The organism is Phycisphaera sp. (assembly GCA_025916675.1).
In the GTDB taxonomy this organism is placed as follows: Bacteria; Planctomycetota; Phycisphaerae; order Phycisphaerales; family UBA1924; genus JAHCJI01.
In genome coordinates, this window is sequence record CP098402.1 from 3,389,523 (window position 1) to 3,416,092 (window position 26,570).

At 67.0% G+C, this 26,570-nt stretch carries 24 protein-coding genes and 1 tRNA gene; 13 read left to right on the forward strand and 12 right to left on the reverse strand.

Annotated features, from left to right (window positions below):
* Nucleotide 1 precedes the first annotated feature (1 nt).
* Nucleotides 2-718, reverse strand: coding sequence for an enoyl-CoA hydratase/isomerase family protein (locus NCW75_14520; GenBank protein UYV12498.1), 717 nt, complete (start codon nucleotides 716-718; stop codon nucleotides 2-4).
* Nucleotides 715-1,704: a hydroxymethylglutaryl-CoA lyase gene (locus NCW75_14525; protein ID UYV12499.1), complete on the reverse strand. Its 990-nt coding sequence runs from the start codon at nucleotides 1,702-1,704 to the stop codon at nucleotides 715-717. Before NCW75_14525 ends, NCW75_14520 begins: the two co-directional genes overlap by 4 nt.
* A gap of 162 nt (nucleotides 1,705-1,866) precedes the next feature.
* On the opposite strand from NCW75_14525, the gene NCW75_14530 reads away from it, so the two are divergent.
* Nucleotides 1,867-2,571 carry a TlpA family protein disulfide reductase gene (locus NCW75_14530; GenBank protein UYV12500.1) on the forward strand — a complete coding sequence of 235 codons (705 nt, stop codon included), beginning with the start codon at nucleotides 1,867-1,869 and terminating at the stop codon, nucleotides 2,569-2,571.
* Between the two features lie 76 nt (nucleotides 2,572-2,647).
* Here the strand turns inward: NCW75_14530 and NCW75_14535 are convergent, their stop codons facing one another.
* From NCW75_14535 to NCW75_14555, 5 genes are read right to left on the reverse strand one after another with little or no spacing between them, the layout of a single operon-like run.
* Nucleotides 2,648-3,679, reverse strand: coding sequence for a hypothetical protein (locus NCW75_14535; GenBank protein ID UYV12501.1), 1,032 nt, complete (start codon nucleotides 3,677-3,679; stop codon nucleotides 2,648-2,650).
* Between the two features lie 8 nt (nucleotides 3,680-3,687).
* The gene (locus NCW75_14540; GenBank protein UYV12502.1) at nucleotides 3,688-4,332 is read right to left on the reverse strand and encodes a hypothetical protein; all 645 of its coding nucleotides are present in this window, start codon (nucleotides 4,330-4,332) and stop codon (nucleotides 3,688-3,690) included.
* 3 nt (nucleotides 4,333-4,335) lie between these two features.
* On the reverse strand, nucleotides 4,336-4,998 hold the full coding sequence (locus NCW75_14545) for a hypothetical protein (protein UYV12503.1): 663 nt from the start codon (nucleotides 4,996-4,998) through the stop codon (nucleotides 4,336-4,338).
* A 44-nt stretch (nucleotides 4,999-5,042) separates the two neighbouring features.
* The gene (locus NCW75_14550) at nucleotides 5,043-5,528 is read right to left on the reverse strand and encodes a DUF2752 domain-containing protein (protein ID UYV12504.1); all 486 of its coding nucleotides are present in this window, start codon (nucleotides 5,526-5,528) and stop codon (nucleotides 5,043-5,045) included.
* Nucleotides 5,525-5,911: a helix-turn-helix transcriptional regulator gene (locus NCW75_14555; protein ID UYV12505.1), complete on the reverse strand. Its 387-nt coding sequence runs from the start codon at nucleotides 5,909-5,911 to the stop codon at nucleotides 5,525-5,527. The genes NCW75_14550 and NCW75_14555 overlap by 4 nt, the downstream gene beginning before the upstream one ends.
* Nucleotides 5,912-6,043: 132 nt before the next feature.
* Here NCW75_14555 and NCW75_14560 point away from each other — a divergent pair, with 132 nt between their 5' ends.
* From NCW75_14560 to NCW75_14575, 4 genes are all read left to right on the forward strand, one after another.
* Entirely contained in the window at nucleotides 6,044-6,922 is an 879-nt protein-coding gene (locus NCW75_14560) for a DUF4437 domain-containing protein (protein UYV12506.1), read from the forward strand.
* Nucleotides 6,923-6,946: 24 nt separating this feature from the next.
* Nucleotides 6,947-7,933 (forward strand): zinc-dependent alcohol dehydrogenase family protein, encoded by a 987-nt coding sequence (locus NCW75_14565; protein ID UYV12507.1) that lies wholly within the window; start codon nucleotides 6,947-6,949, stop codon nucleotides 7,931-7,933.
* Nucleotides 7,934-8,056: 123 nt separating this feature from the next.
* Nucleotides 8,057-8,644 (forward strand): hypothetical protein, encoded by a 588-nt coding sequence (locus tag NCW75_14570; protein UYV12508.1) that lies wholly within the window; start codon nucleotides 8,057-8,059, stop codon nucleotides 8,642-8,644.
* Nucleotides 8,645-8,662: 18 nt separating this feature from the next.
* Entirely contained in the window at nucleotides 8,663-9,085 is a 423-nt protein-coding gene (locus NCW75_14575) for a hypothetical protein (GenBank protein UYV12509.1), read from the forward strand.
* On the opposite strand, the gene NCW75_14580 is transcribed toward NCW75_14575, so the two are convergent.
* The 3 genes from NCW75_14580 to atpA form a co-directional block, all read right to left on the reverse strand.
* Complete coding sequence (locus tag NCW75_14580) at nucleotides 9,082-10,296, reverse strand: hypothetical protein (GenBank protein ID UYV12510.1); 1,215 nt, start codon at nucleotides 10,294-10,296, stop codon at nucleotides 9,082-9,084. The genes NCW75_14575 and NCW75_14580 overlap by 4 nt on opposite strands.
* Nucleotides 10,297-10,367: 71 nt before the next feature.
* Entirely contained in the window at nucleotides 10,368-11,546 is a 1,179-nt protein-coding gene (locus NCW75_14585) for a hypothetical protein (protein UYV12511.1), read from the reverse strand.
* A gap of 171 nt (nucleotides 11,547-11,717) precedes the next feature.
* Nucleotides 11,718-13,289, reverse strand: coding sequence for a F0F1 ATP synthase subunit alpha (gene atpA / locus NCW75_14590; protein ID UYV14201.1), 1,572 nt, complete (start codon nucleotides 13,287-13,289; stop codon nucleotides 11,718-11,720).
* Between the two features lie 680 nt (nucleotides 13,290-13,969).
* Between atpA and NCW75_14595 the strand changes: the two genes are divergently transcribed.
* A complete protein-coding gene (locus tag NCW75_14595) occupies nucleotides 13,970-14,545 on the forward strand; it encodes a hypothetical protein (GenBank protein UYV12512.1) in 576 nt (191 codons plus the stop codon).
* Here NCW75_14595 and NCW75_14600 read toward each other — a convergent pair.
* Together NCW75_14600 and NCW75_14605 are read right to left on the reverse strand one after the other, a co-directional pair.
* Nucleotides 14,542-14,769: a helix-turn-helix transcriptional regulator gene (locus NCW75_14600; GenBank protein UYV12513.1), complete on the reverse strand. Its 228-nt coding sequence runs from the start codon at nucleotides 14,767-14,769 to the stop codon at nucleotides 14,542-14,544. The genes NCW75_14595 and NCW75_14600 overlap by 4 nt on opposite strands.
* A complete protein-coding gene (locus NCW75_14605; protein UYV12514.1) occupies nucleotides 14,769-15,188 on the reverse strand; it encodes a hypothetical protein in 420 nt (139 codons plus the stop codon). Before NCW75_14605 ends, NCW75_14600 begins: the two co-directional genes overlap by 1 nt.
* A gap of 149 nt (nucleotides 15,189-15,337) precedes the next feature.
* On the opposite strand from NCW75_14605, the gene NCW75_14610 reads away from it, so the two are divergent.
* From NCW75_14610 to NCW75_14640, 7 genes are all read left to right on the forward strand, one after another.
* Nucleotides 15,338-16,423: an undecaprenyl/decaprenyl-phosphate alpha-N-acetylglucosaminyl 1-phosphate transferase gene (locus tag NCW75_14610; protein UYV12515.1), complete on the forward strand. Its 1,086-nt coding sequence runs from the start codon at nucleotides 15,338-15,340 to the stop codon at nucleotides 16,421-16,423.
* Nucleotides 16,416-18,698: an O-antigen ligase family protein gene (locus tag NCW75_14615; protein UYV12516.1), complete on the forward strand. Its 2,283-nt coding sequence runs from the start codon at nucleotides 16,416-16,418 to the stop codon at nucleotides 18,696-18,698. Before NCW75_14610 ends, NCW75_14615 begins: the two co-directional genes overlap by 8 nt.
* Before the next feature lie 395 nt (nucleotides 18,699-19,093).
* The gene (gene fusA / locus NCW75_14620) at nucleotides 19,094-21,214 is read left to right on the forward strand and encodes an elongation factor G (GenBank protein ID UYV12517.1); all 2,121 of its coding nucleotides are present in this window, start codon (nucleotides 19,094-19,096) and stop codon (nucleotides 21,212-21,214) included.
* Nucleotides 21,215-21,394: 180 nt separating this feature from the next.
* On the forward strand, nucleotides 21,395-22,024 hold the full coding sequence (locus NCW75_14625; protein ID UYV12518.1) for a nucleoside monophosphate kinase: 630 nt from the start codon (nucleotides 21,395-21,397) through the stop codon (nucleotides 22,022-22,024).
* Nucleotides 22,025-22,045: 21 nt separating this feature from the next.
* A complete protein-coding gene (locus NCW75_14630) occupies nucleotides 22,046-22,855 on the forward strand; it encodes a hypothetical protein (GenBank protein UYV12519.1) in 810 nt (269 codons plus the stop codon).
* A gap of 40 nt (nucleotides 22,856-22,895) precedes the next feature.
* A tRNA-Tyr gene (locus NCW75_14635) sits at nucleotides 22,896-22,977 on the forward strand.
* A gap of 299 nt (nucleotides 22,978-23,276) precedes the next feature.
* Nucleotides 23,277-26,396 carry a S8 family serine peptidase gene (locus NCW75_14640; GenBank protein ID UYV12520.1) on the forward strand — a complete coding sequence of 1,040 codons (3,120 nt, stop codon included), beginning with the start codon at nucleotides 23,277-23,279 and terminating at the stop codon, nucleotides 26,394-26,396.
* The last annotated feature ends 174 nt before the right edge of the window (nucleotides 26,397-26,570 follow it).

Below are 26,570 nucleotides of genomic sequence, written 5' to 3' on the forward strand. Positions count from 1 at the left end.
CCTACTTCTTCTGGAGGGCTGCGGCGAGGAGAGTGTGGGATTCGTCGTTGCCCACGAGCGAGAGCGAGGTGTCCAGCCCGCGCTGCGCATCGGCGGGCGAGAGCTCGTTGAGCCATTGCTTGGTGGCGGTCAGCGCGTGTGGCGGCTTGGCGGCGAGCTGCTCGGCCAGCTCCATGGCGCGAGCGGCCGGCTCGTCGGAGAGTTCGTGGACCAACCCCATCGTGTGCGCGCGGCGGCCGTCGATGAGCCCCGGATCGAGCATGAGCCGCCGGCCCTGGCCATCGGGGATCGCTCGCAAGAATGGGGCGCTCACCGCGGGCGAGATGCCAAGACGCGTAACCGGGTATCCCAGCTTGGCATCGGGGTGGGCGAAGACAATATCACCGCCACCCAAGAGCGCGCAGCCGCCGGCGATGGCCGCACCCTGCACACCGAGGACCACCGGGCAGGGAAGTGCCCGCATTCCAACGATGCACTGAGACAGGCCCGAAAGCAGCGACCGCAGGTTCTCGTCGCCGCGCTCGCCCACGCACAGGTCCAGATCGAAGCCGGCGCAGAAGGCCTTGCCCTCGCCCAGCAGCAGCAGCGCGTGCGCATCGCTCGCGTTCTCGATGTGCGTGGCGAGGTCATCCAGCATCGCTGGCGTGAGGGCATTGCGCCGCTCGGGGCGAGAGAGAATCAGCCGCTCGACATCGCCGATGCGTTCCCGTGCGATCATGCCGGGGCTCCCGCGCGGGCTCGTGCGACGAGATCGCCGGCCAGGACGCGTGCGATGTTGAGGGCCGCATGATCGACGCCGGTCTCGTAGCCCGCGTCCTCGACGGTCTGGACCAGCGTGCTCGTGGCGATGTTGCCCGGTGCTCGTTTGCCGGGTGTCGAGGCATAGGGGCATCCGCCCAGGCCGCCGACGGCACCATCGAAGGAACGCACCCCCGCTTCGAGCCCCGCGCGCACGCAGTCGGCGGCGCGGTTGAACGTGTCGTGCAGGTGGAGGTTCACGTTGGTCGAAGGATCGATCCACCATGTCGGTGTCGCATCCTTAATGGCCTCGAGGACGAGCCCGATCTTGCCCGGCGTCGCAACGCCGATGGTGTCGCTCGGCGATACCTCGAGGTGCTCGCGCAACCATCGATCGTCCTCGACACCAAAGATCAACGATGCGAGCCGGAGCGTCGAGACCACGTTTGCCGGCCTGATGTCTCCCTCGAACGGGCAGCCGAACGCGCACGAAACATACAAGCGCAGCGTAAGCTCGTGTTCCTTCGCGGCTGCCACGACCGGCCCCATCCGCGTGATGCTCTCCTCGATGCTCGCGTTCGTGTTCTTCTGGCTGAACGTCTCGCTGGCGGCGGTGAACAGGCACACCTTGTCGATCGCGCGGCGGCCGGTCGCCCTGACCGCCTTCTCGTTGGCGTCGAGCAGGCGGTCCATGCCCCGCTGGTTGGGCACCAGTGCGCTGAACGTGGTGGTCTCGGGCAGGTCGCCCGTGAGCGAATCGAGCAGTTCCGCGGCATCACCGAGTTGGGGAATCCACTTCGGGCTCACGAAGCTGGTCAGCTCGATCTCGGGGGTACCCGTTGCGATCAAAGAGCGAACAAGTTCGGCCTTGTCGGCCGTGGGTACCCTGCCAGGCTCGTTCTGCAGGCCATCACGGGGGCCAACCTCGACGATGCGGACATGCTTTGTGGGGGTCGGCGGGGCCATGGGGGCATCATAAACACCGGGCGACCTTCTGCAAGCCCCGGGAACAAGCCGGGCGCTAGCGTTGTTTCACACAGCGTGGTGACCCGACACCCGGGCCGCTATCGATCCAGCAGACATCCGCCTGCCACGAACTCGGTGGGCCCAGCGTGGAGGAATCGAACCATGGCATGCTCGTTTTACAAGTGTGGAGTCACCGGTGCCCTGGCCCTCGGCATGGCAGCGGCCCTTGCCGTGTCGGCCGGCATGGCCAACGGCCAGAACGGCGGCGATCAGCAAGTCCAGGAGCAGCAGGAACGCTTCACGCTCGACACCGTGCTGACGCGTGACCTTACCTATGCCTCGGGTTCGAGCGAGCGCGACGACAAGGCGTGGGAGAAGATCCAGAGCCAGCTCGGCAAGCCCGCTCCCAAGTTCAGCGTTGGCGAGTGGAAGAGCCTCAACAGCGAGATGAAGGGCGGCTCGATCGAGTCGATGCGCGGCGAGATCGTCGTGATCGACTTCTGGGGCACCTGGTGCCCGCCCTGCCGGGCCGCGATGCCCCACAACACCGAGATGGCCGAGAAGTACGCCGACAAGCAGGTCCGCGTCGTGGGCATCTGCAACACCAACAAGTCCGAGTCCATGATGGAGACGGCCGAGAAGCACAACGGCCACTTTGCCATGGCCGCCGACCAAGACGACAAAACCAAGGAAGCCTACGGCGTGCAATGGTGGCCCTATTACGTCGTCGTTGATCGCGACGGCATCGTGCGTGCCGCCGGCGTGAAGAGCGACAACATCTCGAAGATCGTCGACCGCCTGCTCGTGCTCCAGCCCCCGAAGGATAAGGACGAGACCGAGATGGCGCCGCGTCGCCGCAGCCGCTGATCGACCGATTCCTCGGATTCTGAACCATCCGCCCGCGCGGTGCCCAATGGCGCTGTGCGGGCGGTGTCGTTTGGAATCAGATCGTCGTCGGGGCGGCGTCCATCGCCGCGAGGAGGGCGCGCGACATCTCGATGGCCACGGGCGCGTGCACGCCGTGCACACCGGGTGTGGCGATGCCGGCTTCCAAGTCCGGGTGGCCCTCGGTCAATCGTGCGGGATCGGCCACGACGGGCACGCCCATCGCCAGCGCATAGGCCACCAGGCCCGGGCTGGCGTGCTGGTGCGGTTGCGGCCCGTAGACGGCGAGCGCCGCGTGCGATCGCGCGAGCCGCTGGGGCAGGCCGCCGGCATCGAAGGCCACGGTCATGTTCGCAGCCGCGGGCAGCCGGGCGACACGCCGGGCGCCCGCGCAGCCGGCGGGCAGGATGAGGGTGGTGGGCCCCGAGGCCGCGGCCGCCAGCACCGCCCCGCGCCAGGCGAGGGTGGCCAGTCCCGAGGCCGCGGGGTCGGCCAGAAGCGCGATGCGCACGGTGCGGGGATCATCGGAGTCGGAAGCCCCGCCGAGCGGCAGCCGCGCCGGTGCGAGGGCGGCGTGGAACACCCGATCGGCCAGGCTTCCCAGCGCGCCGGCGTCGGCACGCTCACCGCGCAAGAGTTCGAGCTTCGATGACTCGGGGTCGGGCCGGTGTGGGTCGGCTTCGAGCAACGGCGCCAGGTCACCCCGCCCGGGGCCGAACCCCGTGAGCCGGGCGACGCGAGCCGCAAAGGCGCTCCACGCGATGCACGCGTCGAACCGCACGCCGCAGTTCCGCACGACCTTGCGCAGCCCGTTCGCCGTGGCGTGGGGTGTGCCGAACGGGACGGGCACACGGGCGACCGGGTCGGCACCCAACGCGGCGGCCCGGCGCTGCACGGTCGAAGGCCCCAGCGCGACCACCGCGTGCGCACTCTCATTGGTCTCTTCGGCGTCGAGCATCGCGGCGCAAGCGAGCGCGCTCAGGTCGCCGCCGCGTTCGATCATGTCCACGGGCGCGTCGGCCTCCGGCGGGGGCATCGCCGGGTGGTCGGCCTCGACCAGGTGGAGCAATCGGTGGGGCGTTCGGGCCATGCGGTCGCTCAGCTTCCCGCCCGGGCGCTCAGGACCTTCTCCTGGGTGTAGAACAGCTCGGCCATCGCCCGGCCGGTGTACTTGGCCAGGTCTTCCATCGCCGTGCGCTCCTCGGGGCCGCTGCTGGGCACGTAGTCCGGGCGCACACGCATGTTGACATCGAGCAAGAAACCATCGGGCGGTTCGTTGGGCCAGGCCCTCTCGTTGGCCGTCACGTCGATGACCTTCACCCGGAGCTGCGCGTTGGGTCGGTACTCGCCCGTGCGGGCGGCCAGCGAGAAGCCCTCGACGCGTGCCCAGACCACCTGCTCGGCGCCGATGGCCTTGCCGATCTCCGCCAGGCTCATGCGCTCCTGGGCACTGTCACGCTGGAGCACGGCCATCGTGTCGCGGCTGTCGATGACCTCCTTCACTTTGGCACCGCTGGCGAGTTGCTCCTGCACCGTGGCCAGCATGACGCGGCGGTACCCCATCGACGGCACGATGCTGTCGGGGTCGTCGATGACCACCGCAACCGTGCGCTGGCGGTCCAGGTCGTGCTCGGCGTAGACCTTGGGCGGGCCCTGGAAGATCACGAACGCCGGGCCGAGGATGTTGCATCCCGTGGCCGAGATCGAGAGCGCGACAAGCACGAGTATGGAGGTGGTCCGCATCGGCTAGTACTCCTGGTACCCTGGGTACCGCTCCTGGTGCCGGTAGAAGAACCACGACGACCTATTCGCAAAGCGACGCAGCAATTCGAGCGCCACCACCTGGGCGGTGAGGTCGTCGATGGTCGTGTTGGCCCGATCGGGATAGGTTACGTTGACGTACTGCTCCAGGCGCACGTCGTCCTCGATGTAGCTGTCGGCCTCGATCACCAGCAGGTTGCCCGCGGCTTGCCCGCTCCACACGTATTGGTTGCCCGGCTCGGCCAATCGGAACTCGTCGAGTTGGATCACGATCAGCCGGTCGACGCCCAGGCGGGCAGCGACCTCGTCGTACGTGCGATCAAGCAAATCGGGCTCGTCGTAGAGCACGCGCATGATGTCCGCGGCCGGCACGACGCTCTCCGCTTCCGCGTTGGCCACGAGCCGTGCGATGACCTCGACCAGCACGGCCCCGACCACTTCCTCGCCGCCCGTCGCGTAGATGTCGTTCGAGGCGTCGACGACCACGGCGACCTTCTGGTCCTCGAGCCCGTTGTACACACCATCGACCCAGACCTTGCCGGTGCGGCGGCGCTGCTCTTCGAGGGCGCCGGCGAAGCCCAGGATGTTGCAGCCGCCCGCGAAGGTGGCACCCAGCAATAGCACGAGGATGGCGAGGGATCGGGTCATCGATGCTCCGGTGGACGGAATGGGGGCTGCTCTACATTAGAGGCTCAGCCCGAGAAGGTAACCATCTTGTACGCCCACGCGGCCAGCAGGATGCCCCCGATGGCCCACCAGAGGCGACCTTTGAACATTTTCCCCGCCAGCCGCACCGTGTCGGCCCCACTGATCAGGCTGTGCAGCCCGCACCAGAAGGCCATAGCCGCCACAATGGCGAACACCATGCCCGCCGGCTGCACCAGAAAGGACCCGATCAAATCGCCATGGGCCGCATGCGTCACCGCCGTGGTCATGCCGCAGGTCACGCAGGGTTTGTCGAAGGCCTGCACCCACCCGCAACTGGGCATGCCAAGCTGCGTGTGCGTGCCGTGCCCCTCGGCCGAGGGCGTGAGCCCGGCCCCGATGAGCAAGGGGGCCAGGGCCACCACGGCGATGATGCCCCCCAGGGCGCGTGGCCCCAGCGTCCGCTCCTTCGGCGGCTCGGCCGGGCTCGTCGGCGGCACGCCGGGGCGGGTCTGGACGGGGGATGCGGTCACGGGCACATCGTATGGGCCACGCCGGCCTCTTCGGGATTGGTCATCGCCTCTTCGGCGAAGCGACGGGCCTTGAAGTCTCGGCCCCACTCCTGCATCGAGACAAGCACCGGTTCGAGCGATCGCCCGTAGTCGGTCACCTCGTACTCGACGCGGGGGGGCACCTCGGCAAACACGTGCCGCGAGATCACGCCGTCGGCCTCGAGCTCGCGGAGCTGGAGCGTGATCATCCGCTCGGTCGCGTTGGGCACCAGCCGCTTCAGCTCGCCAAACCGTTTGCGGCCCGAGAGCAGGTGGCACACCAGCACGGGCTTCCACCGCCCGCCGATGACGCTGAGTGTCGCTTCCACGTCACATCCGGTCTTCCAGTTGTACTGCCGTGCCATCGGGCTCTCCTGAGTCATCGCAAACCAAAGAAACTTAATACTTACATTTTTGTAGGTACTTGTCGAGAGTGCAGTATAGCCGTACGTTCCCGCCAGTTGCACCAACACCACGCCAACCGGGAGACCGCGGCCATGCCCATCCACGCTCGATTCCAGATCACACGGGCCCGCACCGCCGCCGCCCAGGGTGTCGCTGGCCTGCTGGCGGCCGGCTGTGCGACATCGCAGCCCACCCCGACCGATGCCGCGCCGCAGGACAACGAGGTGCTCCTGGCCTCGGACGCCGATTGGGGCTCGCTCAACCCCGCCCGCGGCAACCAGGGCCCTGGCGCGGCCAACCTCTGGGGCGACCGCACCGGTACCGGGGCCACGGGCATGCTGGTCCGCTTCGCCGACGGCTTCTCGTCGCCGCCGCACATCCACAACGTCACCTACCGCGGCGTGGTCATCCGGGGCCAGGTCCACAACGACGACCCGACCGCCGAGCCCATGTGGATGCCCACCGGCTCGTACTGGACGCAGCCCGCCGGCGAGGTCCACATCACCGCCGCCAAGGGCACCAGCAACCTTGCCTACATCGAGATCCAGCAGGGCCCCTACATGGTGCTGCCCAGCGAGCAAGCCGAGGACACCGGCGAGCGCCCGGTAAACATCCACGAATCGAACCTCGTGTGGCTCGACGCCGCGACACTCACCCGGATCGAGAGCGATGAAGAGGCCGGCCCGAAGATCGCCTACCTCTGGGGCGATCCGCAGGACGCCGGGCCCAGCGGCGCGTTCGTCATGCTGCCCGCCGGCTTCAACGGCGCGCTCCAGAGCGAGGGCGCCTCCCTCCGCGCAGTCGTGGTCGAGGGCCAGCCCCGGTACACGCCCGAGGGCATCGACCTCCAGCCGGGCAGTTACGTCGGCTCGGCACGCGGCTCGACCCACTACATCGCTCTGTCCACTGCCCGGCCCAGTGTGCTCTACGTCCGCAGCGAGGGCCCGTTCTCCGTCACCCGATCGCGCTAACCAGAGCCTCAAAGGAGCCACAACATGCACGCCATGCTCATCAACAACTACGGCCCCGACGCTAAGTTCGAGGCCGGAACAGCCGAAACCCCACGGCCCAAGCCCGGCCAGGTGCTCATCAAGATCGCCGCGTCGAGCGTCAATACTGTCGACACCATGATCCGCAAGATGGGCGCTGACCTTCCCTTTGCGCCCAAGACGCCCGCCATACTTGGCATGGACTTCGCGGGCACTATCGAAGCGATGGGCGAGGGCGTCACCGGCTACGACGTAGGCGACGAGGTCTACGGCTGCGCGGGCGGGCTGGGCGACCTGCCCGGCACGCTGGCCGAGCGCATCGCCGCCGACGCCAGGCTGATCGCCCACAAGCCAAAGAACCTGTCGATGCGTGAGGCGGCCGCGATCCCGCTGGTTGGCATCACCGCGTACGAGGGGCTCCAACGCGCCGGGATCACGAAGGGCCAGAAGGTGCTGGTCCATGGCGGCTCGGGTGGCGTCGGCCACATCGCGTTGCAACTGGCCAGGCACTTCGGCGCCGACGTGTACTCCACCGGTGGCGGCGATGCCCAACTCGCGCTCATCGAAAAGCTCGGCGCCACGCCCATCAACTACAAGACCGAAACGGTCGAGCAATACGTCGTTAGGCACACCGGCGGCGCGGGCTTCGACGTCGTCTTCGATTCGGTGGGCGGGTCCAACCTGGCCAACTCGTTCGAGGCCGCCGCCCTCAACGGCCAGATCGCGACAACCGTCTCGATGTGCGAGCTTGATCTGACGCCGGCCCACTTCAAGGGCCTGTCGCTGCACGTGGTCTTCATGCTCATCCCGATGCTGCACGACTTCCGCCGAGAGGCCCATGGCGAGATCCTGCGCGAGTTGGCCAGCATCGCAGAGGCGGGCGGGATGACCCCGATGCTCGACGAGAAGAAGTTTTCGCTCCAGGAAGCGAGCGAGGCCCATGCCCGACTCGAAAGCGGCCAAGCGATGGGCAAGGTTGTGGTTGACCCCTGACAGGCCGCCCACATACTCGTGGGAAACAAACCGATCTCGCTACGAACGCGACACCCACAACATTTTCAGTTATTTTTGAAACAAATAGTGGACAAACCCCCGCCCACCAGCGATACTGAAGATATGGATCCCGTCCCCACACCCCCGGCCCCGCTCGAGCCAGAGGCCGCCATCCGCGAGGCCCAGGACGGCTTCATCGGCGCGTGGGGGCAGATGGCCGGGGCTTGGGGTATCAGCCGCACCATGGCCGAGGCCCACGCCCTGCTGTTCGTTACCGGGCAGGCCCTGAACACCGACGAGGTGATGGAACGCCTCCAGATCTCGCGCGGCAACGCGTCGATGTCGCTGCGGGCCCTGCTCGAGTGGGGGATCGTCAGCAAGGCCCACAAGCGTGGCGATCGCAAGGAGTACTTCCAGGCCGAGCAGGACGTGTGGGCCATGTTCCGCGCCATCGTGCGCGAGCGACTCAAGCGCGAAGTCGAGCCGCTCATTGCCCAGCTCCACGAGATCCGCGACCTCACCGGCGTCAAGCAGCAAGCAGCCAAGCAGAAGGGCAAGGCCAACATAGCCACCGACTTGGGCGACCACAACGCTCGACTTGACGAGCTCGTCGACTTCTTCGTTACCGTCGATCAACTCGGCCAGCGTTTCGCGAGCCCGCAGGGGCGCGGCCTGCGCGTGGCCGCCAAGATGCTGGCCAAGGTAACCTGATCTCGCAATGACCCAAGCATGACCACCGCGCACTCCAGCACGAGTTTCGAGCAACGCATCCGGCACGAGCCCGCGATACGCGCGGCGTGCCTGCGATTGTGCTGGTCGGTTGCTCCCGCCGCGCTGGGCCGCACGGGCCGGGTGCCTCTGGCCCTCGAACTCAATCTACGCAGCGGCGAGCCCCCGCGCGTCACACTCGATGGTGCCGGGTTCGCGCCTGCGTCCGAGTGGGCGCGAGATTGGAACGGCACGCTGGCGATCCGCCGCGTTGGGTCGGGCCAGGGCAAGGGGCTCCTGATCGTCGAAGCCGCACCGATCGCGGTCGCCGTGATTGATGCCGACAACGCCGATCGGCCGTTGCACGTAGCATGCGATCTGCCAAAGGCCCTGGGCCTGTCGGGCGGGCGCTACGAGATGGTGAGCGGTGGGCTTTCGGCCTAGCAGCCCAGGGCAAATTCCCTCTGGAAAGCCAGAAAATCGAAGAGTGTCAATTCACCATCGCCATCGAAGTCGGCGTGGTAGTCGCCAGCCAGAAAGAGGTTCTGGAAGGTCAAGAAATCAAAGACAGTGAGTTCGCCGTCCCCGTCGAGATCGACATCGCAGGACACCGCGCGCGACCAAAGCAGGGCCTCGGCACCGCTCGCCGTATAGCCGAAACCCGCAACGAAGATAGACCGCCCATCGCTCCACACCCCGCGTGCCTCGGAGTGTTCGAATCTTGATGGCAGGATTTCGTGCAAGTCTTCTACGCGGTCGATCCTCGAACGCCACAGCATCGCGCGAGATGTGACGCTGTCCCTGGCCATCCCAACCTGATACCGGCCCCACACGCCATAGGCGATCGAGTCCTCGGCCCAGGCCGGGTGGAGCGAGAGGAACGAGTCGGCTGTGCCACGCCACATTGCCGCCCGTAGTGTGCGAAAACCCGAGACCGCTACCACACCGACTTGCAGGTCGTCACCTACGGCGTTGATCCAGGATTGATCGAAGCCCACTGGGTGCAGGCTCGATAGCGACTCGGGTGTACCGCGCCAGAGTGCAGCGCGGGCGGCGTCTTCTTCGTATTGCACCCAGCCCGCTTGCACGGGCCCGTCGGCATCAGCGCCCGCGGCCCAGGCTTCTGACTCGACGGCCTCGGCAGGGTGTAACTCGGTCCACGACGCGGGTTCTCCCATCCAGAAGCCGGCGCGATCGCCCGAGGCGTACCTCGCAAAGCCGGCTTGCTGGCCCTCGTACACACTCATAGCTGCGGAGGCCAGAGCGCCGTCGGGATGCAGATTGACGTACATCGCGGGATCGCCATGCCACAACGCCGCGCGGAAGATATCAAAGCCCACGCCGCTCGCTGTTGTGCCGACACTCTGCCCGCCCTGCACATCCAAACATTGCGAGTCATCCCATCCGGCTGGATGGACCGATGCGAACATGTACGGAAAGCTGAACGCCCACGTCCCCGCAAGGACGTCGGCCGATTGCGCGTAGCCGGCGATGATTGGCCTGGGCCAGGGTCCGAATACGTCTTCGTCGATAGCGAACGCGCCCGACGAGGATTGGCCGGAAGGATGGAGCGGCTGGGCGGCCCACTGGCCCATGGCGTTCACGGCGATGAGAAACCACGCCGCGAGGGCGCACGCGTATGTTCGCATTTCCATGCCATTACCCCCATCTCAGGCCTTGCTTCTACTGAACTCTACGAGCGAGGAGCGATCGGGTTGCAAGCGCTTCAGCATCCCGCATCGAACAGATTCTGGAACTCCAGAAAATCGAAGATCGTCAGCGTGCCGTCGCCATCGAGGTCGGCCCTGAGATCCCCGCCGTCGAACAGGTTCTGGAAGGCCAGGAAGTCGAAGATGGTGAGCGCGCCGTCACCGTCGAGGTCGGCAACGCACGCGGGGCCGCCATGGGCGAGCACGAACGCGCGTGCCTCTCCGGAAGGATTCGTTCCGTTGCCCAGGATGATGCCGGCATCGTTGATATCCTGGGCGGTCGTCAGCATCCAGCCGTCGCCGGTGGCATCGACCATGCTCGAGAGCGCACGCGCGCCGTCGTCCTGAGTCCACAGGATCGCGCCAAGCCCCGAACTACCGACGGCCTGCCCACCGGCGTTGATACGGACCAACTGCGAGGTCATGCCCGGGCCGAGCGCCTCACCCGCGTCGATGGGATCGCCCGCGGCATCCCATACGGTCGCGCGAGTCACCGAGCCCGCGCGCGCGAAGCCGACGATGAGCCCCGAGGCGTTGCGGTCGTACGCGGCGTCGACACCGGTGAGCCCCGGTTCCAGGCGGTCCAGAAGCCGTGGTTCGCCGGCTGCCGGCCATTCGATGGCCCGCCACACGCCCTCGGCCTCGGGGTGGTGGCGTGACGTCCCAACCACGCGCCCTACGGCATCGATGCGCAGCACGGTCGCGGGCTGGCCCCAGGTCTCGAGCACACGCGGCGAGCCCGGTCCGAGCGGCCAGATGAGCGGCAGCAACGGCGACCCCACTTGCATGAGCACGTCGCCTGAGCCGTTGACGCTGACGGGCGTGACCGTGTTGCACGTGTCCGGGCCGATGGGCACGAGCCCGCCCGAGGTCGTCCACAAGAACGATCCGGGCGTGCCGCAATCACGGTCGCTCGTGCCCACGACCAGGCCGCTGGCGATGGAGACGGCTTCGCTCGTCAAGCCGCCATCGAGCGTGCCCAGCACCACCGGCTCGGCATCGAACGACGCCCACGAGACCGCCACAAGGCCGATGGCGAGCTGGCTCGACCCGACGATGCGGCCCTGCTCATCGATGCTCGTGGCGATGGTGGCCGTGCCGCCGGGTGGTGGCAGCAACTCGTGGACGGCGTACTGGGCGAGCGCGGCCGGGGAACCGACCGCGATGCCCACGGTGGCGATGAGGTGGCGTGCCATGCCGCAAAGATAGTCGGGAGGATCGGTTGGCACCCCCCGATTCGGGCGAAATGACGCAACCGATAACGCCAGAACTTACCTATCTTGGTGCCCATTTGCCATCCCCAACGAAAAGCCCGCCGTTCTGGCGGGCTTGAATCGAGTCCGGCGGTTTCGATCAGTGGCCGATGCCTATGCGCCCGCGGCCACCGGCTCGCCCGCCGGCTTGGTGCCGCTCTTCTGGGTCCGCACCCAGTCGCCGCTGAAGGCCTTGAGGGCGTCCTCGAGTTCGGCGTTGATCTCGTCGGTCAGCTTGCGCTGCTCGTTGATCTTGTCCCAGAGCGGCTTGTAGCTGGTCTGGAAGGCCTCCAGCAAATCCTTCTCGAACTGCCGCACGTCCTTGAGGGCCACCTCGTCGAGGTAGCCACGCGTGCCGGCGAACATCGAGATGACCTGGTCGACCACGTGGAAGGGTGTGAACTCGGGCTGCTTGAGCAGCTCGACCATGCGGGCACCGCGGTCGAGCTGGTTCTGCGTCGCCTTGTCGAGCTCGGTGCCGAGCTGGGCGAAGGCCTCGAGCTCGCGGTAGGCCGCAAGGTCGAGTCGCAGCGAGCCGGCGATCTTCTTCATCGCGCCGATCTGGGCGGCGCCACCCACGCGGCTCACCGAGATGCCCACGTTGATGGCCGGACGCACACCACTGAAGAACAGTTCCGGCTCGAGGTAGATCTGCCCATCGGTGATCGAGATCACGTTGGTGGGGATGTACGCCGACACGTCGCCTTCCTGCGTCTCGATGATCGGCAGGGCGGTCAGGCTGCCGCCGCCGTTCTCGTCGCTCAGCTTGGTGGCGCGCTCCAGCAGGCGGCTATGGAGGTAGAACACGTCGCCGGGGTAGGCCTCGCGGCCGGGCGGGCGGCGGAGAAGCAGCGACAACTGGCGATAGGCCACGGCCTGCTTGCTCAGGTCGTCGTAGACGAGCAAGGCGTGCTTGGGCTTGCCGTTGCCTTCTTTGCCCTGCCACATGAAGTACTCGCCCATCGCACAGCCCGAATATGGGGCCACGTACTGCATGGGAGCGGGGTCGCTGCTCGACGCGTTCACGACGATGGTGTAGTCCATCGCGCCGTGCTTGCGGAGCTTCTCGACCACGCTGGCGACGGTCGATTCCTTCTGACCAACCGCGACGTAGATGCACACGACGGCCTCGTCGGTGCCCCAGTACTGCTTCTGGTTGATGATCGCGTCGATGCACACCGCCGTCTTGCCGGTCTTGCGGTCGCCGATGACCAGCTCGCGCTGGCCACGCCCGACAGGAATCATCGCGTCGACGGCCTTGATGCCGAACTGCAGCGGCTCGCTCACCGGCTGGCGGTCGGCGATGCCCGGGGCGATGATGTCGACCTTGCGGTACTCGGCGGCCTCGATGGCGGGGCCATCATCAATCGGACGGCCCAAGGGATCGACCACGCGGCCCAGCAGGCTCTCGCCCACGGGCACCTCGAGCAGGCGGCTGGTGCTCTTGACCAGGTCGCCCTCCTTCACCAGCAGGTAATCGCCGTAGATGACGGCGCCCACGGTGTCCATCTCCAGGTTCATCACCTGGCCCATGACGGCGCCCTTCTCGGTCTGGAACTCGAGCAGCTCGCCGGCCATGGCGTTGGCCAGGCCGTAGACGCGGGCGATGCCGTCGCCGACCTCGACCACGCGGCCGACCTCGGAGACTTCGAGTTCGTTCGAGTACTGCTCGAGCTCGGTACGGATGACGCTGGCGATCTCGTCGGTTCGGATCTTCACGGCGGGCTGTCCCTTTAGTAAGGAGGCTCTCTGGCTTCTGGTTTTCTTGTCCCGGCCACCACCGCCGGGCATCCGCCCGGTTCGGTTGCCCGGACGGGTGCCAAGGGTAGCGGCGCTGGCCCCGATTGTCTCGGCCACTCCGTGGTGGGGTATGGGATCTGGGCAGGTGAAGGAAGGGGGTGTGGGGGTGAGCGACGCGCGGCCATCCCGATCTCGTGCCGGGCCGCCGGATGCCGTGTCCGGGCGGCCCGAGGTCATGCCAAGGGCCCCGGAACTCGTGTCCGGGCTTCCTGGCGTCGTGTCAGGGGCCCGGGATGCCGCAATCGGGCTGCCCGATGCCTTGTCAGGGTCCCCGGATGTCGTGTCCGGGCTGCCTGATGTCTTGTCCGGGTCCCCGGATGTCGTATCAGGCAACCCGGATGGAACATCCGGGGACCCATATCCGGACTTTGCCGGGTCGAAAACCGGCCCCGGAGGCCCATTTTCGCCCCCGTGGACTTTGTTCTGGTGTTTAGGGGCCTGGTTGGGAGCCGGGAAGACCCTCGCTCGAATCCGCGCGAGATCGTTTTGGGGCCGGGACCGTTCTGCGGTATCTTGCTATATAGAACTGGGCCGCTCTGGCCAGGCCAATCCACGGGAGACCACGCATGACCACCCGCCCTGCCACCATCCTCGCCGCTCTGGCCCTGCCCACCGCTGCCCTGGCCCAGTATGAGATCACGATCGATGTGGAGAACCCCACGCTCCTGCCGGGCGAGAGCACAACGGTGACGATGCTTGCCGGCTTCGATCCCAGCAAGTACGCCATCGCCGCGGTCATGACCGACTTCGTGGCCTCGACCGGCTCGGTCGGACTGAGCGACGCCGCTGTGGTCGCGCCCATGAATGGGCCTGGCACATCGGCCGGCGCCCCCTCGGCGACCGGGTACGACGGGATTCTGGCTGGCCAGACCAATTTCCATAGCACCTATGCCGATTCGACGAACCCGATACCGTTCTGGGAGGTGACGTACACCGCTCCGATGGAGGTCATGGCACCGTTTGACATCGATCTGTCGACGATGACAACGAAGTACGACGTGTATGTCGAGAGGTCGTCGTCTCTGTCCGAATCCCGCCTCGCCGAACTCACCGAAGGCTCGGCCACCATCCACGTCATCCCCGCCCCGGCCTCGGCGTCGCTGCTGGCGTTGGGCCTGCTCGCGATGCGCCGCCGCCGCTAGCCCTCGACGAACTCGAACACCTCGGCCAACGGCCTCCCAAGCTCGCGTGCGATCTTGAAGGCGACCTCGAGCGAGGGGGCGTACTTGCCGCCCTCGATGGCGTTGAGCGTCTGCCGGCTGACGCCGACGCGCGTGGCCAGGTCGCCCTGAGTCAGGCCACCCCCGGCGGCCGCGCGCAGCACGCGAATATGGTTGATGACACGACCATCTTGCGTACCCGCCATCACGCGCCCCGGCGGTAGCTGACCACCTGCAGCACGAGCTTGAGCATCTCGCTTGCGAACATCGACAGCAGCAGGCCGTTGGCCACCCACACGGCCTCCACGTCGAACGCCAGCGCGGTGATGGCGCAGAACACTCCCGCTCCCAGCACCCACGACGACCGGGCCTCGGCCTTCCACCCGATCAGCCGGTCGCGCTCGTCGGCGTCCTCGGGTGTGCCGAGCATCGCCGCCAGGACGTGGCCGGCGATCATCACCATGATCAACAGCACGACGGACACCGCAAACACCGCGATGTACGGCGGCATTTCCATCACCCCGCTGGCCAGCAGCCGCCCGGCCGTTGCGAAGTATCCGCCCAGCCCGAGCCCCAAGGCGACCAGTTGCACCCAGGCGCTGCGTTCCTCAAACGATGGCACCATGGCCGATCTCCTCTTGCGTTTGGTGTCAAGTGTTTTGGACATGAAGTCAAGTATATTTGACATCATCGACTTGTCAAGCAAACTTGACAAGTCGGTTGAAGATCAACGATCAGCCGCCGTGGGGGGCCTCCCTCGGCCTACAACCCGCCATGTCCCTGCTCGTGCTGGCCCTAGGTGTCGTGGCGTTGCTCGTGAGCCTGTTCGCCACGGGGCTCGCCACGCGGCTGGGCCGCCGGCTGAACGCCCTGGACGCCGCGGGTGTGGCCGGGCAGGTGAAGGCCGACGCTCGGCGGGTGCCCAACATCGGCGGCATCGGTGTGGTAGCCGGGCTGGTGGTGCCCATCGTCGGTGCCCTGGTGCTCGCCCCGATCATCGACGGCCCGCACCGCGAGGCGACCGATCCCTCGGCGGTGGTGCTCGACGCGATCATCCTGCTGGCCGCCATCGCGCTGCTGCACGTGCTGGGGCTCGTCGACGACCGCAAGCCCCTGGGACCGCTCATCAAGCTGGGCCTGATGGCGTTGCCCGCCGTCGCCATACCGCTGCTGACCGATTCGCGCTTGCTCACGCTGCTGGACGCCTATCCGGGTGGCGAGGCATTGAGCGTCGCCATCACCGCGCTATGGCTGCTGGCGATGACCAACGCGATGAACTTCCTGGACAACATGGATGGGCTGAGCGCGGGCGTGGCGGCCGTCGCCGGGGCGTTCCTGACCGCCGCGATGCTGCTGGCCGGCCAGTGGTTCGTCGCGGGCCTGAGCGCGTGCGTGGTGGGGGCGTGCCTGGGCTTCATGCCGCATAATTTCCCGAGGGCCCGCGTCTTCATGGGCGACGGCGGGTCGCTGGTGCTGGGGTTCGTGCTGGGCTTCCTGAGCGTGCGCGGCACGTACATGACCGAGGGCGGGTCGCAATGGTGGGGCGTACTGCTGCCGGTATTAGTTCTGGCCGTACCGTTGTACGACCTGACCACCGTCGTCGGCCTGCGCCTGAGCCAGGGCAAGAGCCCGCTGGTGGGCGACTTGCAGCATGTGAGCCACAGGCTCGCGGCTCGCGGGCTCGGCCGACGCGGCGCGGTGCTGGTGCTGTGGGCGTTCTCGATGATCGCCGGCGCGTCGGGCTTGCTGTTGCTGACCGTCAACGCCACGGGCGCGATCATCATCGGCGTGCAGGCGGTGGTGCTCATGGGCGTGCTTGGGGTGCTGGAGTTCTGGCCCAGGGGCAAGGCCCATGGCTAGCGCGACGCGCGCCAACGCGCTCACACACGGCCTGACCATCATCGTCGCCCTGCTCGCCTGCGTGCGCGCGATGCTGGCGTTCGATCCGATGCCCGGCTGGGGGCTCGACCCGTACTCGATCGCCGCCCCCGCGGGCGCTTTTGGCCCGCGCGAGGCGGCCATCATGGACGTGCTGACGCTGCTGCTGGGCGGCCTCGTGCTGCTACTCGCGCCGCCATCGAAGTGGAAGGCATGGGCCGGCTGGGCCGTTGCGTTGGTGCTGATCGCGCTCGTTGGGCTCGTGCATGGGTTGCCCGATGGCCCGCGGACGGCCGACCTCTCGCCCGCGCTGGCCTGGCTCGCGGCCCTCGCGGGCGCGGGGGCCATCGCCCGCGGCGGCGCACACGCCAGCACACGCCGCGCCGTGCTCGCGTTGCTCGCGGGCTTCACGGCGATGCTCGTCGCCAAGGGCCTGGTGCAATTGCTTGTCGAGCACCCGGCGACGGTCGCCCAGTTCGAGGCCAACGAGCAACAGATGCTGGCCGCCCAGGGGCTGGAAGCTGGGTCGTCGGGCGCGCGTGCGTTCGAGCGGCGGCTGCGCCAGCCCGAGATCACGGGGTGGATCGGGTTCTCGAATGTCGTGGCCTCGTTCCTGGCGGCGGGTGGCGTGGCATTGGCGGCGGTGGCCCTGGGCAATCGGAAGGTCGTGAGCGCGATCGCCGGCGTGGGCGCATTCGTGGCGATCTGCCTTGTCATCTATGGCGGCAGTAAGGGCGCGATGACCGCCGGCGTCCTCGGCCTGGCGTGCGTGGCGCTCGGGCGATTCGCACCAAAAACGTGGCGCGAGGGCCGCGGTCGCGCGCGGCTGGCGGGCGCTCTGGCGGGTGTCGTGGTGCTCGGGCCGCTGCTCGTGCTGGTCGCGCGCGGCATGGTCGGCGAGCGCGTGGGCGAGCTCAGCCTGCTCTTCCGCTGGTTCTATGTTGAGGCGTCCACGCGCATCACGATCGCCAACCCGCTGATGGGTGTCGGCCCTGGCGGGTTCAAGGACGCCTACGCGCTGGCCAAGAACCCCATCAGCCCCGAGAACGCCGCGAGCCCCCACAGCGTGATGTTCGATGCGATAGCGACCATGGGGGTGGTTGTTGGCCTGGCGGTGCTGGCGTTCCTGCTCTTCGCGGCCTGGCGGGCGGCGCGCGCGGTGTTGGATCAGGACGCACGGCCGGAGGAGCCGACGCCCCTCCCGCGCCTCGCGTTGATCGCCGGCCCCGCGCTGGCCGTGGCGATCGGGGCCCGCTTCGAGCTGCAAGCCGTTGGCGGCCTGACCCTGGCGCTGGCGATCGCCTGGCTGTGCGGGCTGGTCGGCTGGGTCGCGCTCGCGTGGGCGGTGTGGCACGGGCCGACGCGCGGGCTCGTGCTTGGCGCGGGCGCGGCGGCCCTAGTGCTCGTCGCCCACGGGCAGATCGAGATGACCCCTGTGCTCATCGGGTCGGCCTCGCTCTGGGCGGCGTGGCTGGGCGTGGCGTGCGCGCGCGATGGGGCGGATGGAGACGCGGCGTTCCCGCTTGGTGCTCGGTTTGTCGGAGTCGTTCCGGCCCTGCTTGCACTGGCCATTGCCTTGCTCATCCTTCCGGGGCTCTGGGCCTGGCAGGGCGCGGTGACGCGGGCGGCCGTCCACGCGCGCCAGCCGGCGGAGTTCCGCGCGATGCTGGACGCCAGCGGGGGAGACCCCAGGGTGTTCCGGGCCGTGGCCGAGGAACTGTCCGCCGCGCTGAACCGGTCGGTCAACGCGGGCGGCTTGGCGGAAGGTCTGGGCGAGTTGGCTCGGCAGTCCTCGCTGGCCGCGGCTCAGGAAATGGACCGGGCGGTCGAGGTGGCACCCGCCGATGGTCCAACGCTCCGGGCGGCCTCGCGGGCCTGGCTCGTGGTCGCGCTCTTTGGAGATTCCCGGGCGGCCGAGTGGTCCCTGGCGCTGGCCAGGCGGGCGACCGAGAGCGAGCCGGTCTCGGGCCAGAACTCCAGCCACCTGGCAACCGTGCTGGCGGCCCTCGATGGCGATGGCTCGAACGTCGAGGCGATCCTGGAGGCGTTGGCCCAAGCCGAGGCCTTGAACCCGGCCAGCCCCCAGCTCAAGTTCCGCCAGTTCCAGATCGCCCGTGAGGCGGGCCTGGGTGACTGGGCCGAGCGGAGCGCCCGAAACGCGCTCGCGGCCGATGAGCGGATGCGGCTCGACCCTCTCGGGGCGGGCCTGAGCGACGACCAGCGGGCCCAGATCGGGGCTTATTTAGAGGGCCGCTGAGCCGCCTGTCGCTTGACGGACAGCGGCTGGGTTCTAGCATTACCCTTCGGCCCACGGGCTTTGATAACCGCCGGTGGTGTTGGTGCGTGGTCAGGGTGTTGATGGAAGCCAGGGCAGGGCCCTTTTTCGGGTCTGGCGATCGGCGTTCGCGACACGGGAGACCACCACTGCGGAAGGCGGCAATCGCGAGCCGGGCCGAGGTTCGATTCGAGAGTATCGGTCTGAAGGGGCAACCCTGATGGGCCGATGAGTACCAGATTACAAACGCTCGCCCCCAACACGCAGGTCTGGGCGGGCCACCGAGTGCCGACCCCGGGCTTGTACGCGGGCAAGGTGATCGGTGACGGATCCGCTCGACCGAGCGGGCGAGCAGACCGAGACGCGAGGACGACGCCATGGCCGAGATGCCACTCAACAGGGTTCGGAACATCGGGATCGCCGCCCACATCGACGCGGGCAAGACCACGGTCACCGAGCGCATCCTGTTCTACGCGGGCAAGACCCACAAACTGGGCGAGGTGCACGAGGGCACCGCGACCATGGACTTCCTGCAGGAAGAGCAGGAGCGTGGCATCACGATCCAGTCGGCCGCGACGACCTGCGCCTGGACGCGCAGCGATATCGAGTACCAGATCAACCTGATCGACACCCCGGGCCACGTGGACTTCACCATCGAGGTCGAGCGTTCGCTCCGCGTGCTCGACGGCGCGGTGGCGGTGTTCGACGGCAAGGAGGGCGTCGAGGCCCAGAGCGAGACCGTGTGGCGCCAGGCCGACCGGTATCGCGTGCCGCGCATCTGCTACATCAACAAGATGGATAAGACCGGCGCGAACTTCGACTTCAGCTTCAAGAGCATCAAAAAGCGCTTGGGTGCCAACGCCATCGCCGTGCAGATCCCCATCGGCGCGGGCCACGATCTCGAGGGCATCATCGACCTGCTGGGCATGCGGGCGTTCTACTTCGACGCCAACGAGCAGGGCGCGGTGGTGACCGAGAAGGACATCCCCGCCGAACTCCAGGAAGAGGCCGAGAAGTGGCGCCATGAGTTGGTCGATGCCGCCAGCGCCCTGGACGACGACCTGACCGAGAAGTACCTCGAAGACGAGAACTCGGTAACGGTCGACGACATCCGCAAGGCCTTGCGGAAGGGCACGCTGAGCCTGCAGTGCAACCCGGTCTTCTGCGGCTCGGCCCTGAAGAACATCGGGGTGCAGCGTTTGCTGGACGGCGTGATCGACTACCTGCCCAACCCCACCGAGGTTCCCGAGGTGCAGGGCGTCGACCCGAAGGATCCCGAGAAGAAGCTGACTCGGCCGCACGACAAGAGCGCGCCGTTCTCGGCCCTGGTGTTCAAGGTGGTAGCCGACAGCCACGGCGACCTGACCTATACGCGCATCTACTCGGGTTCGCTCGAGAAGGGCAGCCGCGTGCTGAACCCCGGCAACGGCAAGAAGGAGATCGTCAGCCGCATCTACCAGATGCAGGCCAAGACGCGCGAGGCGATGGACGTGGCCCACGCGGGCATGATCGTCGCCGTGATCGGCATCAAGGACTCGATCACGGGCGACACCCTGTGTGATGCCAGCAACCCGATCCTGCTCGAGCGGATGGACTTCCCCGATCCGGTGATCTCGATGTCCATCGAGCCCAACACCAGCGACGACAAGCGCAAGCTGAGCGAGGCGCTCGTGACCATCCGTCGCGAGGATCCCAGCTTCCAGAGCCACTACGACGAAGAGACCGGCCAGACCATCATCGCCGGCATGGGCGAGTTGCACCTTGAGATCATCAAGAACAAGCTGACCCGTGACATGAAGATCGGCGTGCAGGTCGGCAAGCCCCGCGTGAGCTACCGAGAGGCCATCCAGGGCGAGGCCAAGGACGTCCGCGGCAAGTTCGTGAAGCAGACCGGTGGTCGCGGCCAGTTCGGCGACGTGACGATCAACCTGCGCCCCTACACCAAGGAAGAGGCCGAGGAAGACGGCATCAAGTTCGTCAACGGCGTGGCCTTCGAGAACAAGATCGTCGGCGGCTCGATCCCCAAGGAGTTCATCCCCTCGGTGGAGACGGGCATCCGCCAGACGGCCGCCACGGGCGTGAGCGCCAACTACCCCTTGATCAACATCAAAGCCGAACTGGTCGACGGCTCGTACCACCAAGTGGATAGCTCGCAGGTCGCCTTCGAGCAGGCCGCACGCCTGGCGCTCCGTGAGGCGGTCACCAAGGCCCGCAGCGTGCTGCTCGAGCCGATCATGAAGGTCGTGATCATCACGCCCGAAGAGTTCTTCGGCAACGTGACCGGCGATATCTCGGGCCGCCGCGGCATGATCATCGACACCGAGGATCGTGGCTCTGGCATCCGCCAGATCACCTGCGAGTGCCCGCTCAGCGAGATGTTCGGCTACACGACCACGCTCCGCGGCATGAGCCAGGGCCGGGCGGCGGCCTCGATGGAGTTCCTGGAGTACCGTGCGATGCCCGCGAACCTGATGCAGGAAGTGATCGCCGCCGGCTGATCGGACCATCGGGACCGATTGGGACTGGGCACGGCCCGAAATATCCGCAAAAAGTGCAAACGCCCACGCTCCGAAGGCCCCGAAACCGGCCTCCGACACGCGTGGGCGTTATGCTTGGGGTCGTCAGATTCCGGCGGGGCTTGTGCGGCCCGCCATGGGTCCAGGGAAGGGGAGGCCACGATGGCCGATCGTGTTCCAACCGCGTTGCTTTTCGGTGCCCCCGGTGCGGGCAAGGGAACCCAGGGCAAGATCCTGGGGCAGATCCCCGGGTTCTACCACTTGTCCTGCGGCGAGGTGTTCCGAACGCTGGATATCCACACCCCGCTGGGGCGGACGTTCTACGAGTATTCGTCCAAGGGCAACCTCGTGCCCGACGACGTGACGGTGGACATGTGGAAGGAGAACCTCCACGCCCAGATGACGCTGAGCTACTACAAGCCCCACGCCGAGATCCTGGTGCTCGACGGCATCCCCCGGAACGTCAAGCAGGCCAGGCTGCTCGAAGAGCACGTCGAGGTCAAGGCCATCGTCCACCTGGTGTGCCGCGACATGAGCGCGATGCTCATGCGGCTCCGCAAGCGGGCGCTGCGTGAGAATCGGGCCGACGATGCCCGCGAGGACGTGATCCGCCGCCGCTGGGAGGTCTACGAGAGTGAGACCCGCCCGGTGCTGGACTTCTACCCCGACAAACTCATCCACGAGGTCGACGCCATCGGCACGCCGGTGCAGGTGCTCCAGCACACGCTCGAAGCACTGGCGCCCATCCATGACCGGCTATTCGGCCAGCAGGAAATGGACGGCGAGATCTAGCCGTCCGCATACGCTTGAGGCATGGCCGAAGCGATGACATGGGCGATGCTGCTGGCGCGGTGGACCGAGTTTGCGCGCTCGGCGGTGGCGCTGCCCACCGAGGGTGCCGGCGGGCGGTGGCGCGAGAGCGTACCGGCGATCATTGGCCTGCAGGCCATCGCCATGGCTTTAGGCGACCTCGACGGTCACGAGCTGGACGAGGACCGATCGCTGGCGATCGATACCGCTTCGGTGGGTATCGATCGGCATGCAAGAACCCTCGCCAAGGTGTGGGACGACGAGCCGTGGCCCGATGAGTTGCACGAGCTCCTCGAGGATGCTCGCCGCGCGTTGGCCGATGCTGGAGCGTCCGGCCTGGAATGGTGCGTTGACGCTGAACAGGGCAGCCTGGAGCACCCGGCGGAGCTGGCCGGGCTTCTTGAGGCAATGGGGTTCGCCGGAGATCTGTACTTGGCGGCACCCGGGCAGGTGCTCTCGGGATCGTGCCCGTGCGCGTTCTTGCACGAGCCGGGCGGTGGGGCGCCCCACGAGGCGGTGATCGAGGCCGTCGGCGGGTTCCTGGCTGCCAATGGGATCGGGAGTGGTGACATCCGGCGAGGGCCGCCGCGGCAGGCGTACCGGCAGTTCGACTTCGCTCAAGGCGGTCCAGTGCGGGACCTGGTGGCGTGGATGGGAGGAGATCCCCGTGCGGGCCAGCCCTTGCTGGTGCCTGTCGTGCTTGGGGGGCAAGCCCAGTCCGTGGCGCTGCCGCAGCGTCGTGGGAAGCCAGCCGACCCACCGCCGTTGGAGTTCGAAGCCGATGCTTCGGAGGAGGCCAACGCGGAAGAATGATGCCTCAAGCGGCTATTGCGGCTACGATCGTGGCCCAAGCGGGCGAGTACCCAAGTGGACAACGGGGGCAGACTGTAAATCTGCTGGCATAGCCTTCGGGGGTTCGAATCCCTCCTCGCCCATTTCCGGCCCGTTCCGGGCTCTCTGTGGCCGGTGGTCAACCAACTGAAAACCGAAGAAAATTGTTATTCGGACCGAATGGCCGGTTTGGCGTGATATCGCCGTGGAATCCCTTGGATTTTCGCTTGTGGTTTGGCGTGTTTTCCGTCATTGTATAAGGATCCCAAAGGTCAGTTACGCACCAGCCCGGTGCGTCGTATTGGTACGTGGATGGCGCTGGAGTGCCCGGCGTCGCCTTGCTTGCCCGGCGGGAACAGTTTCGGGCGAGATCCAAGAGCCTATTTAAGGAAGAGGACGACACATGCAGCGTGGTACTACTCGATGGACGGTCGTGGCCGCTTCGGCGGCGGTGTTGCTGGCCAGCAGCGGGCTTGCGCTCGCCTCGCAATCGTTGGCCAAGCCGACCCAGACCCAGACGGTGCGTGTGGGCGACGGCTACGTCCGGACGTGGATTGATGCCGGCCAGCCGATGGTGGCGATCAGCCTCGACGGCTTTGCCGAGCAGCGTGTGGTCGAGCAGCGTGGCACGGTGATGCTGCGCTACGCCGAGTTTGATCCGGCCGGGGTCATCCCTGCTGTGCCCCAGAACCTCCAGGCGATTGGTGGCAACCGGGCGTTCATCGTGCAGTACATCAGCCAGCCGCTCGAGGCGTACGGCGACGCGATCGCCCGCCTGGGCGGCACGGTGGAACGCTTCCTGCCCGACCAGGCACAGATCGTGACGATCGACGCGGACATGGTTGACGACGTGCGGGCCCTGCCGTTCGTGCGGTGGGTTGGCGCGTACCACCCCGCTTACAAGCTGGACGATCCTGAGCTGCAACGGCTGACGCTCGGCAGCGCCGGCGATGCTCCGGTGTACCAGCGGTATTCGATCCAGACCCTGCGCCGCGGTGATGGCTCGCTCGACGGCCTTGCCCAGCAGGTTCGTGAGATGGGTGCCCCGATCGATCTCGAGTCCCATCCTGTTGGCCGCCTCGAAGCGTGGCTCACCGACGATCAGGTCCTCGCGGTGGCTCAGCGCAGCGACGTGCTGTTTATGGACTTCCGCGGCGAACCCGAGCTCGACGTCGATATCGCTCGCATGATCGGTGGCGCCGATTACATCGAGAGCGTCGCTGGCTTCAGCGGAGAGGGCGTTCGGGCCGAGGTCATGGACAGCGGCCTGTTTACGGGCCACCAGGAATTTTCGAGCATGAGTCCGGCCCCGCTGCTGCACGGCTCGGTGATCAGCGCGTCGCACGGCACGTCGGTGTTCAGCATCGTGTTCGCGCCCGGTGTGAACCCCCAGGCTCGTGGCTTCCTGCCCGACGCCGAGCAGACGATCGCCGCTGGCTACCCGGCGTTGGGCGATCGGTACGCGCACACGGCGCGTCTGGTTGATCCGACCGGCCCGTACCGCGCGGTGTTCCAGACCAACAGTTGGGGTGGCCCGCGCACGACCGCGTACGAGACTGTGTCGGCCGAGATGGACGACATCCTGTTCGATCACGACATCATCATCACCCAGAGCCAGTCGAACTCAGGCAGCACGCCTTCGCGTCCCCAGGCCTGGGCGAAGAACATTGTGGCCGTCGGTGGCATCAACCACTTTGGCACGCTCGACCGCAGCGACGACCGCCACGGCGGCAGCGCGGGCAGCACGGGTCCGGCGGCTGATGGTCGCATCAAGCCCGACCTGAGCCACTTCTACGACTCGACGATCGCGGCAACGACCGGCGCACCGACGTCGTACACGCAGTTCGGCGGTACTTCGGGCGCGACGCCCATCACCGCGGGCCACTTCGGCCTGTTCTTCCAGATGTGGAACGAGGGCGTGTTCGGCCCGGTGGCGGTGCCCGGTGGTACGGTGTTCGAGAACCGTCCCGTGTCGAGCACGGCCAAGGCTTTCATGATCAACACGGGCCTCATGTACGATTTCACGGGCCCGTCGGGCGACCTGAACCGGATGCGTCAGGGCTGGGGCCTTGCCGACGTTGGCAAGCTGTACGATGAGCGAGAGCGCTTCTTCATCGTTGATGCCAACGAGCCGGTGTCGCCCCTGGGTGCCAACAGCTACCCGCTGAAGGTTGCCAGCGACGAGCCCGACCTGCGCGTGACGATGGTCTACCGCGATCCCAGCGGCACGACCTCGGCCACCAAGCACCGCATCAACGACCTCACCCTGAAGGTCACCTCGCCGAGCGGTGATGTCTACTACGGCAACAACGGCCTGACGAATGGCAACGAGTCGACGCCCGGTGGCTCGCCCAACGACATTGACAACGTGGAGAACGTGTTCGTCACGTCGCCCGAGGGTGGCGTGTGGACCGTTGAGGTGAGCGGCGATGAGATCAACCAGGATGGCAACCCGGCCACTCCCGAGCTCGACGCGGTGTACTCGCTGGTTGTCGCGGGCGTCACCCCGGCCATCGGCATGTCGCTGGTGTCGGACGTGCCCGATATCGTGCTGCCCGGTACGCAGGTCGACGTCCAGATCGAAGTGATCGAGGGCGACGAGATGCTCGATGGCACGCCCCAGATCTACTACGACATGACCGGCTCTGGCTTCACCCAGGCCGACATGACCCTGAATGGTGACACCTGGGAGTTCCAGCTTCCCGCGGCCGCTTGCGGTACGACCCCGGCTTTCTACACCGAGGTCACCGGCGATGGCGGCACGACCGTGACGCTGCCCGCCCTTGGTGCTGATGGCCCGTACGACATCGACCGGGTTGGTGAGGATCTGGACTTCGGAACCTTCGACTTCGAGACTCCCGCGGGGTGGATGGCGTCGGGCACGCCGGCGACCGGAGATTGGGCAGTCGCGACGCCCGATGGCGTCCGCGGCGCTCCCGACGCCGACTTCGATGGCTCGGGCCAGGCGTTCGTGACCGGCGCCGATGTCGAGGAAGACGTGGACGGCGGTCCGACGATTCTGACTTCGCCGATGTTCCAACTCGCGGGTGCTCCCGACGGCACGGAGTTGCGGTACGCCCGCTGGTTCTACAACGATGACCAGCGTGCGGGCCGGGCTGATGCCGATCGCCTGACGGTGGAGATCACCGACGGTTCTGGCTGGGAGACGCTCGAGATCATCGATCACGACATCGCCGGCGAGGAGTGGGGCGAGGTGGTTATCACGGTGGCGGACCACGTTTCGCTCACCAACCAGGTGCAACTGCGGTTTAGTGTCACCGACAGCCCCAACGATTCTCGTACCGAGGCTGCGGTCGATGCCGCCAGCGTGACGGGCTTCCGCTGCGGTGACAGCTGCCGAGCGGACCTCGACGGCGATGGTGATCTGACCATCTTCGATTTCCTTGAGTTCCAGAACCTGTTCTCGAGCGGCGATCTCCGTGCCGACTTCGACGGTGATGGTTCGCTGAACATCTTCGACTTCCTGGCGTTCCAGAACGAGTTCGCTGCTGGCTGCCCGTAAGCCGAGACTCGATCCTGTCGGGTGATGGGCCCGTTCCCGGCCTAGCCCGATGACGCGAGGAGCCGCCTGAGGAGGGCGGCTCCTTTCTTTTGTTTTGGTTTTTAGTTCAGGGTTTCCCTCTGGGGCAATCGGCCTGATTATCGGGGTAAGTTGCACGTTCTGGGTGGCTTGTTC

What these genes read in the sequence shown, in the direction of transcription:
- NCW75_14595 (UYV12512.1), top strand. Translation starts at nt 13,970, where the DNA reads ATGACCACCCGCCCTGCCACCATCCTCGCCGCTCTGGCCCTGCCCACC.
- NCW75_14570 (UYV12508.1), top strand. Translation starts at nt 8,057, where the DNA reads ATGGATCCCGTCCCCACACCCCCGGCCCCGCTCGAGCCAGAGGCCGCC.
- NCW75_14605 (UYV12514.1), bottom strand. Translation starts at nt 15,188, where the DNA reads ATGGTGCCATCGTTTGAGGAACGCAGCGCCTGGGTGCAACTGGTCGCC.
- NCW75_14520 (UYV12498.1), bottom strand. Translation starts at nt 718, where the DNA reads ATGATCGCACGGGAACGCATCGGCGATGTCGAGCGGCTGATTCTCTCT.
- NCW75_14630 (UYV12519.1), top strand. Translation starts at nt 22,046, where the DNA reads ATGGCCGAAGCGATGACATGGGCGATGCTGCTGGCGCGGTGGACCGAG.
- NCW75_14545 (UYV12503.1), bottom strand. Translation starts at nt 4,998, where the DNA reads ATGACCCGATCCCTCGCCATCCTCGTGCTATTGCTGGGTGCCACCTTC.
- NCW75_14610 (UYV12515.1), top strand. Translation starts at nt 15,338, where the DNA reads ATGTCCCTGCTCGTGCTGGCCCTAGGTGTCGTGGCGTTGCTCGTGAGC.
- NCW75_14600 (UYV12513.1), bottom strand. Translation starts at nt 14,769, where the DNA reads ATGGCGGGTACGCAAGATGGTCGTGTCATCAACCATATTCGCGTGCTG.
- NCW75_14535 (UYV12501.1), bottom strand. Translation starts at nt 3,679, where the DNA reads ATGGCCCGAACGCCCCACCGATTGCTCCACCTGGTCGAGGCCGACCAC.
- NCW75_14625 (UYV12518.1), top strand. Translation starts at nt 21,395, where the DNA reads ATGGCCGATCGTGTTCCAACCGCGTTGCTTTTCGGTGCCCCCGGTGCG.
- NCW75_14580 (UYV12510.1), bottom strand. Translation starts at nt 10,296, where the DNA reads ATGGAAATGCGAACATACGCGTGCGCCCTCGCGGCGTGGTTTCTCATC.
- NCW75_14540 (UYV12502.1), bottom strand. Translation starts at nt 4,332, where the DNA reads ATGCGGACCACCTCCATACTCGTGCTTGTCGCGCTCTCGATCTCGGCC.
- NCW75_14575 (UYV12509.1), top strand. Translation starts at nt 8,663, where the DNA reads ATGACCACCGCGCACTCCAGCACGAGTTTCGAGCAACGCATCCGGCAC.
- NCW75_14530 (UYV12500.1), top strand. Translation starts at nt 1,867, where the DNA reads ATGGCATGCTCGTTTTACAAGTGTGGAGTCACCGGTGCCCTGGCCCTC.
- NCW75_14615 (UYV12516.1), top strand. Translation starts at nt 16,416, where the DNA reads ATGGCTAGCGCGACGCGCGCCAACGCGCTCACACACGGCCTGACCATC.
- NCW75_14560 (UYV12506.1), top strand. Translation starts at nt 6,044, where the DNA reads ATGCCCATCCACGCTCGATTCCAGATCACACGGGCCCGCACCGCCGCC.
- NCW75_14525 (UYV12499.1), bottom strand. Translation starts at nt 1,704, where the DNA reads ATGGCCCCGCCGACCCCCACAAAGCATGTCCGCATCGTCGAGGTTGGC.
- fusA (UYV12517.1), top strand. Translation starts at nt 19,094, where the DNA reads ATGGCCGAGATGCCACTCAACAGGGTTCGGAACATCGGGATCGCCGCC.
- NCW75_14555 (UYV12505.1), bottom strand. Translation starts at nt 5,911, where the DNA reads ATGGCACGGCAGTACAACTGGAAGACCGGATGTGACGTGGAAGCGACA.
- NCW75_14585 (UYV12511.1), bottom strand. Translation starts at nt 11,546, where the DNA reads ATGGCACGCCACCTCATCGCCACCGTGGGCATCGCGGTCGGTTCCCCG.
- NCW75_14640 (UYV12520.1), top strand. Translation starts at nt 23,277, where the DNA reads ATGCAGCGTGGTACTACTCGATGGACGGTCGTGGCCGCTTCGGCGGCG.
- NCW75_14565 (UYV12507.1), top strand. Translation starts at nt 6,947, where the DNA reads ATGCACGCCATGCTCATCAACAACTACGGCCCCGACGCTAAGTTCGAG.